The organism is Streptomyces sp. NPDC001002, assembly GCF_053599215.1.
Genome location: NZ_JBSFLV010000282.1, coordinates 1 through 4,052, shown reverse-complemented (window position 1 = coordinate 4,052; position 4,052 = coordinate 1). Strand labels below are relative to the sequence as shown.

Here is a 4,052-nt window from a genome sequence, read left to right as displayed (position 1 = left end):
GACGACCAGCTGCTTGATGTTGAGGATCAGGTCGGTGACGTCCTCCTTGACGCCCGGCACGGTGGTGAACTCGTGCAGGACACCGTCGATCCGGATGGACGTGACCGCCGCACCGGGGATCGAGGAGAGGAGCGTACGACGCAGGGAGTTGCCGAGGGTGTAGCCGAAGCCCGGCTCCAGCGGCTCGATCACGAACCGGGAGCGGAACTCGTCGACGACCTCTTCTGTCAGGGACGGACGCTGAGCGATCAGCACGTGGTGTTGCCTCCAGTGGTTTGGCGCCCGCTATGTGACGCCGTAGACACCACGAAGGGTACGTGCGATAGGGCCGCCTCGGCGTCCCACCGCCGAGGCGCGGCGCGAGGACGGCGACCTCGACCCCGGCCGGCGCCCCACGAACACCATCAGTAGACGGACAACCCGACGGCGTTGAGCACCTCCTGGATCGGCTGGTAGTACGTGGTCCCGCCCGTGGTGCAGTTCCCGGAGCCTCCGGAGAGGATGCCGATGACCTTGTCGCCGGCGTAGAGCGGACCGCCGCTGTCGCCCGGCTCGGCGCAGATATTGGTCTGGATCAGGCCGTGGACGACATCTCCGTTCCCGTAGTTGACGCTCGCGTTCAGCGCGGCGACCACGCCGCACCGCACACCGGTGGCCGCTCCCCGACGGCAGACGCTCTGGCCGGGGTACGCGGTCGCCGTCCCGGTGATGTCGACGGATCCGATGGTGCCGGGGTGGGGGACGGTCGAGTTGGTGTACCGGACGACACCGAAGTCGTCGCTGGGGAAGCTGGTGAAGACGGTGCTGCCGATCGCCGTGGTCATGCCGGAGGTGGTGTACCAGGTGGACACGCCCTCGGTGCAGTGGCCCGCGGTGACGAAGTAGTACTGGGAGCCGCTCTGTACGTTGACCCCGGCCGAGCAGCGATAGAGGGAGGCGTAGATGCCGTCGCCGCCCGACAGGAGGGTGCGCAGTGAGCCGTCGAGTCGGCCGAGGGAGACGGCACCCGCGAACTGCCGGGCCGCCCCGCGCAGCCTGACCAGGTCGGAGTCCGAGACCGTGGCGTCGGCGAGCACCCGCAGCTTCCCGGTGCCCTCGTCGACGGCCCAGCTCGTCCCGGCGATTCCCAGGGACTGGACGGCGGAGGTCGCGCCGGTCACCGAGGCGGCGGACGACGCGGCGCCGACCGTCGGCGCCGCGGAGGCACCGGTGTCGGACACCGCGAGGGCGGTCACGACGAGCAGGCTCAGCACCGAGGCGATCAGTCGTGAACGCCCGATGGTGGTACGGCGTGCTCTCATCAGCCGGTCTCCCCGAGGTCGGTGGATCAGGCCGGAGCACGCCCGAAGGATCAACGGGCCTGCTGTGCCTGCCTGTTGTGGTCCGGTCAGTGTGCCCAGCCACGCCCGGCGGGGGTAGGCCGACTTCGGCCGAAGAGGCAGGCGGAGAGGACCGGCCGGAGGGCCGCGCAACCGGTGCTCAGCGGACCCTCGGGCTGCCGTGCGCACGTGCGGTGAAGCGGACATGGGTTCGGACGGTGTACGGCGGCATGGTGCCCTCCGTCCGGGCCGCGAGCGCGGTGAGCGCCGGCAGGACGGCAGTCGGCGTGACGTCCGGTCGGAGCCACACCCGCATGCGTACGTCGAGGCGCTTGCTCCGGGTGAGGACGCGGGTGCGACAGGCTCCGACCCCGTCGATCGCCACCGCCTGCCAGGTCAGGGCATCCTCAAGCGCGCGGGTCCGCAGCCCGCTGCCCGGCGTGGACAGCGGCACGAACGGACGCGTGCCGCCGCGCAGTTGCCGGGCACACCACAGCGCGAACAGGACGGTCGCCGCGATCGAGGCCGCCATGACGGTGGGCGTCCACCAGCCGTGCGTGCGAAGCTCTGCGAGGTCCCCGGAGTCCAGGAACACGGCGTGCGGGGCGAGTTGGGGCCACCACGTCGGCAGGCGCGATGCCCACGCGATGGAGGTGACCGCCAGGGTCGTGCCGCCGAGGAACAGGAGAAGGCCGACGAGGGCAAGGACGGTGCGGTTGAGGACCGTCCGTGAACGCTGCATCAGAGGTTCGCCCCTTCCGGAACCCTCGGCACGCTGCCGGCGGGTTCGGTGGCTGGCGGAGGCTCGTCCACACCGCCCCGGACGTCCGGCTCCGGATCCCAGGTGTCCTCGGCCCGCACCGAGACCCTCAACCGCGGTGCACGGCCCAACTCGCAGCCGTCGAGGACCCTTTGGGCGGCGGCCGTCACCTCGTTCCGCGCGGTCGCCCGGTCTCCGAAGGCCAGATCGGTCCGAACGGTGACGCGGCGACGGCCCACCCGAACCCTCACCCGGCCGATCCCCGCCGTCGCGCCCACCGCGTCCCGGACAAGGAGTGCGATCGCGGAACGGTCGATCGCCGCACGCACGCGTGGTGTCGAGGCGATGGGGAGCAGGCCGCGCCGCCCAGGGGAGAGCGCCAGGACGATCATCAGCGCGCCGAGCGCGGCGATCGCACCCGCGGCGACGGCAACGGACGTATCGCCGGGACCGTGGTGCGACAGCCAGTGCACGGCACCGGTGCGCCAGTCGGCGGCCGGGCGGTGCGCGGTGTGCACCAGGATCAGGTCGCACGCCAGGGCGCCGGAGACCACGGCGAGCACCAACGTGAGCAGGGCCATGGGCAGTCGGCGCTGCGACCACCACCGCAGCGGGGTGCGGTCACTGTCCGTCGCCTCGGGGAGCTCATCCCGTTCCGCGGTCGCGTCGACCGCCTTCGACGGAGGCAGCGCGGTGACGCCGATCCGGGGCCGCGTGACGTCCAGCCCGGTCAACTGGCCTGTGCGGGAGGCGACATGCTCCTGGACCCGGCGTACGGCCTCGGGCAGGGCCTGCGGATAGGACACCGTCACGTCGAGGGCCACGTCGGCCCGGCGGCCGTGCACCGAGACGGCTCCCTTGGGTGCCGAGGCTCCCCGGTCCGGGAGCGCCTCGACGGCCGCGCGCTCGGCGATTCTGCGAACTGCCTTGTCCGAGACGGTCGTTGTGCCGCGCAACGCCGGCGTGGTCATCGACGGCTCCGCTCGTACGCGTCCCGCAGATCCTGGACGCGGCCCCCGCCGTCGAACCAGCGTCCCACCACCCACCCCAGCGCCCCCAGGGCGGCCACCAGCAGGAACGCCCCGAAGCCGCCGAAGAAGCCGGCGAAGGCCAGCGCCATTCCCGCGGCCATCCCCACGATTGATCTGTTCACTGCGTCCTCCCTGCTGCGTGGCTGCCCGAACCGGTGACGAGACGGACCCTTCACTCCACCCGGGAGTCCGTCCCGTGCGCCTCAGCGTCGTCCTCGGGCAGGTGCACGTCGTTGACGGTGACGTTGACCTCCACGACATCGAGGCTGGTGACGCGCTCCACGGCGGAGATGACGTTCTCCCGCACCTCGCGGGCGACCTCCGCGATCGGCACGCCGTACTCGACGACGAGGTCCAGATCGACGGCCGTCTGACGTTCACCGACCTCGACCTTGACGCCGCGGCCCACGTTCGGCCGACCGCCGGGCACCCGGTCGCGTACGGCGCCGATGGTGCGCGACAGCCCGCCGCCCATGTCGTACACGCCCGGGATCTCCCGGGCCGCGATGCCCGCCACCTTCACGACGACGACGTCGGCGATCGACGTCCGGCCGCGGTCGGGGGCGGGCTGGTCGACTCCGGTGACACCGCCGGACACGGCCGTCGTCCGCGGCTCCTTGTCCGTCCGGGGAATGGACACGTCCTTGGCGGCCGGTGCGGTCTGCGTGGTCATGGCACGTCCCTTCTGCTCTGCCTGCCTGAACAGTTGCTCTCACTCCGTCAGACCCGGCCCGGCGATGTCTGTGACGCGGAACCCGGAAAGAATTCCGGCGCCTCGTCAGCTGGTGGGCATCAGGACGGTGTCGATGATGTAGACGTTGGCGTTGGCGGTCTTCACGTTGCCGCAGACGACCTTGGCGGAGTCGTTGACGGTGTAGGACTCGCCGGAGCCGGCCGTGGTGACCTTGGCCTTCTCCAGGGTGTCGAAGGAGCCCTTCTCCA

6 protein-coding genes and 1 pseudogene are annotated in these 4,052 nt (G+C 71.3%); all 7 read right to left on the bottom strand.

All coding sequences use genetic code 11. The annotated features are described in order from the left end of the window. A pseudogene (locus tag ACWDR3_RS47355) lies at positions 1-255 on the bottom strand (DNA-directed RNA polymerase subunit alpha); the annotation flags it as partial. A gap of 149 nt (positions 256-404) precedes the next feature. Beyond that, positions 405-1,301: a S1 family peptidase gene (locus ACWDR3_RS47350; protein ID WP_450358886.1), complete on the bottom strand. Its 897-nt coding sequence runs from the start codon at positions 1,299-1,301 to the stop codon at positions 405-407. A 178-nt stretch (positions 1,302-1,479) separates the two neighbouring features. Beyond that, a complete protein-coding gene (locus ACWDR3_RS47345) occupies positions 1,480-2,061 on the bottom strand; it encodes a hypothetical protein (RefSeq protein ID WP_450358885.1) in 582 nt (193 codons plus the stop codon). Continuing rightward, on the bottom strand, positions 2,061-3,050 hold the full coding sequence (locus ACWDR3_RS47340; protein ID WP_450358884.1) for a DUF6286 domain-containing protein: 990 nt from the start codon (positions 3,048-3,050) through the stop codon (positions 2,061-2,063). Before ACWDR3_RS47340 ends, ACWDR3_RS47345 begins: the two co-directional genes overlap by 1 nt. Next, on the bottom strand, positions 3,047-3,232 hold the full coding sequence (locus tag ACWDR3_RS47335) for a hypothetical protein (protein ID WP_401726766.1): 186 nt from the start codon (positions 3,230-3,232) through the stop codon (positions 3,047-3,049). The genes ACWDR3_RS47340 and ACWDR3_RS47335 overlap by 4 nt, the downstream gene beginning before the upstream one ends. Positions 3,233-3,282: 50 nt before the next feature. After that, complete coding sequence (locus tag ACWDR3_RS47330) at positions 3,283-3,783, bottom strand: Asp23/Gls24 family envelope stress response protein (RefSeq protein ID WP_450358883.1); 501 nt, start codon at positions 3,781-3,783, stop codon at positions 3,283-3,285. A gap of 105 nt (positions 3,784-3,888) precedes the next feature. Continuing rightward, on the bottom strand, positions 3,889-4,052 hold a 164-nt coding region (locus ACWDR3_RS47325), incomplete at its 5' end, for a fasciclin domain-containing protein (RefSeq protein ID WP_450358887.1).

Coding starts and splice junctions, on each gene's coding strand:
- ACWDR3_RS47330 (WP_450358883.1), bottom strand. CDS start 3,783: ATGACCACGCAGACCGCACCGGCCGCCAAGGACGTGTCCATTCCCCGG.
- ACWDR3_RS47350 (WP_450358886.1), bottom strand. CDS start 1,301: ATGAGAGCACGCCGTACCACCATCGGGCGTTCACGACTGATCGCCTCG.
- ACWDR3_RS47340 (WP_450358884.1), bottom strand. CDS start 3,050: ATGACCACGCCGGCGTTGCGCGGCACAACGACCGTCTCGGACAAGGCA.
- ACWDR3_RS47345 (WP_450358885.1), bottom strand. CDS start 2,061: ATGCAGCGTTCACGGACGGTCCTCAACCGCACCGTCCTTGCCCTCGTC.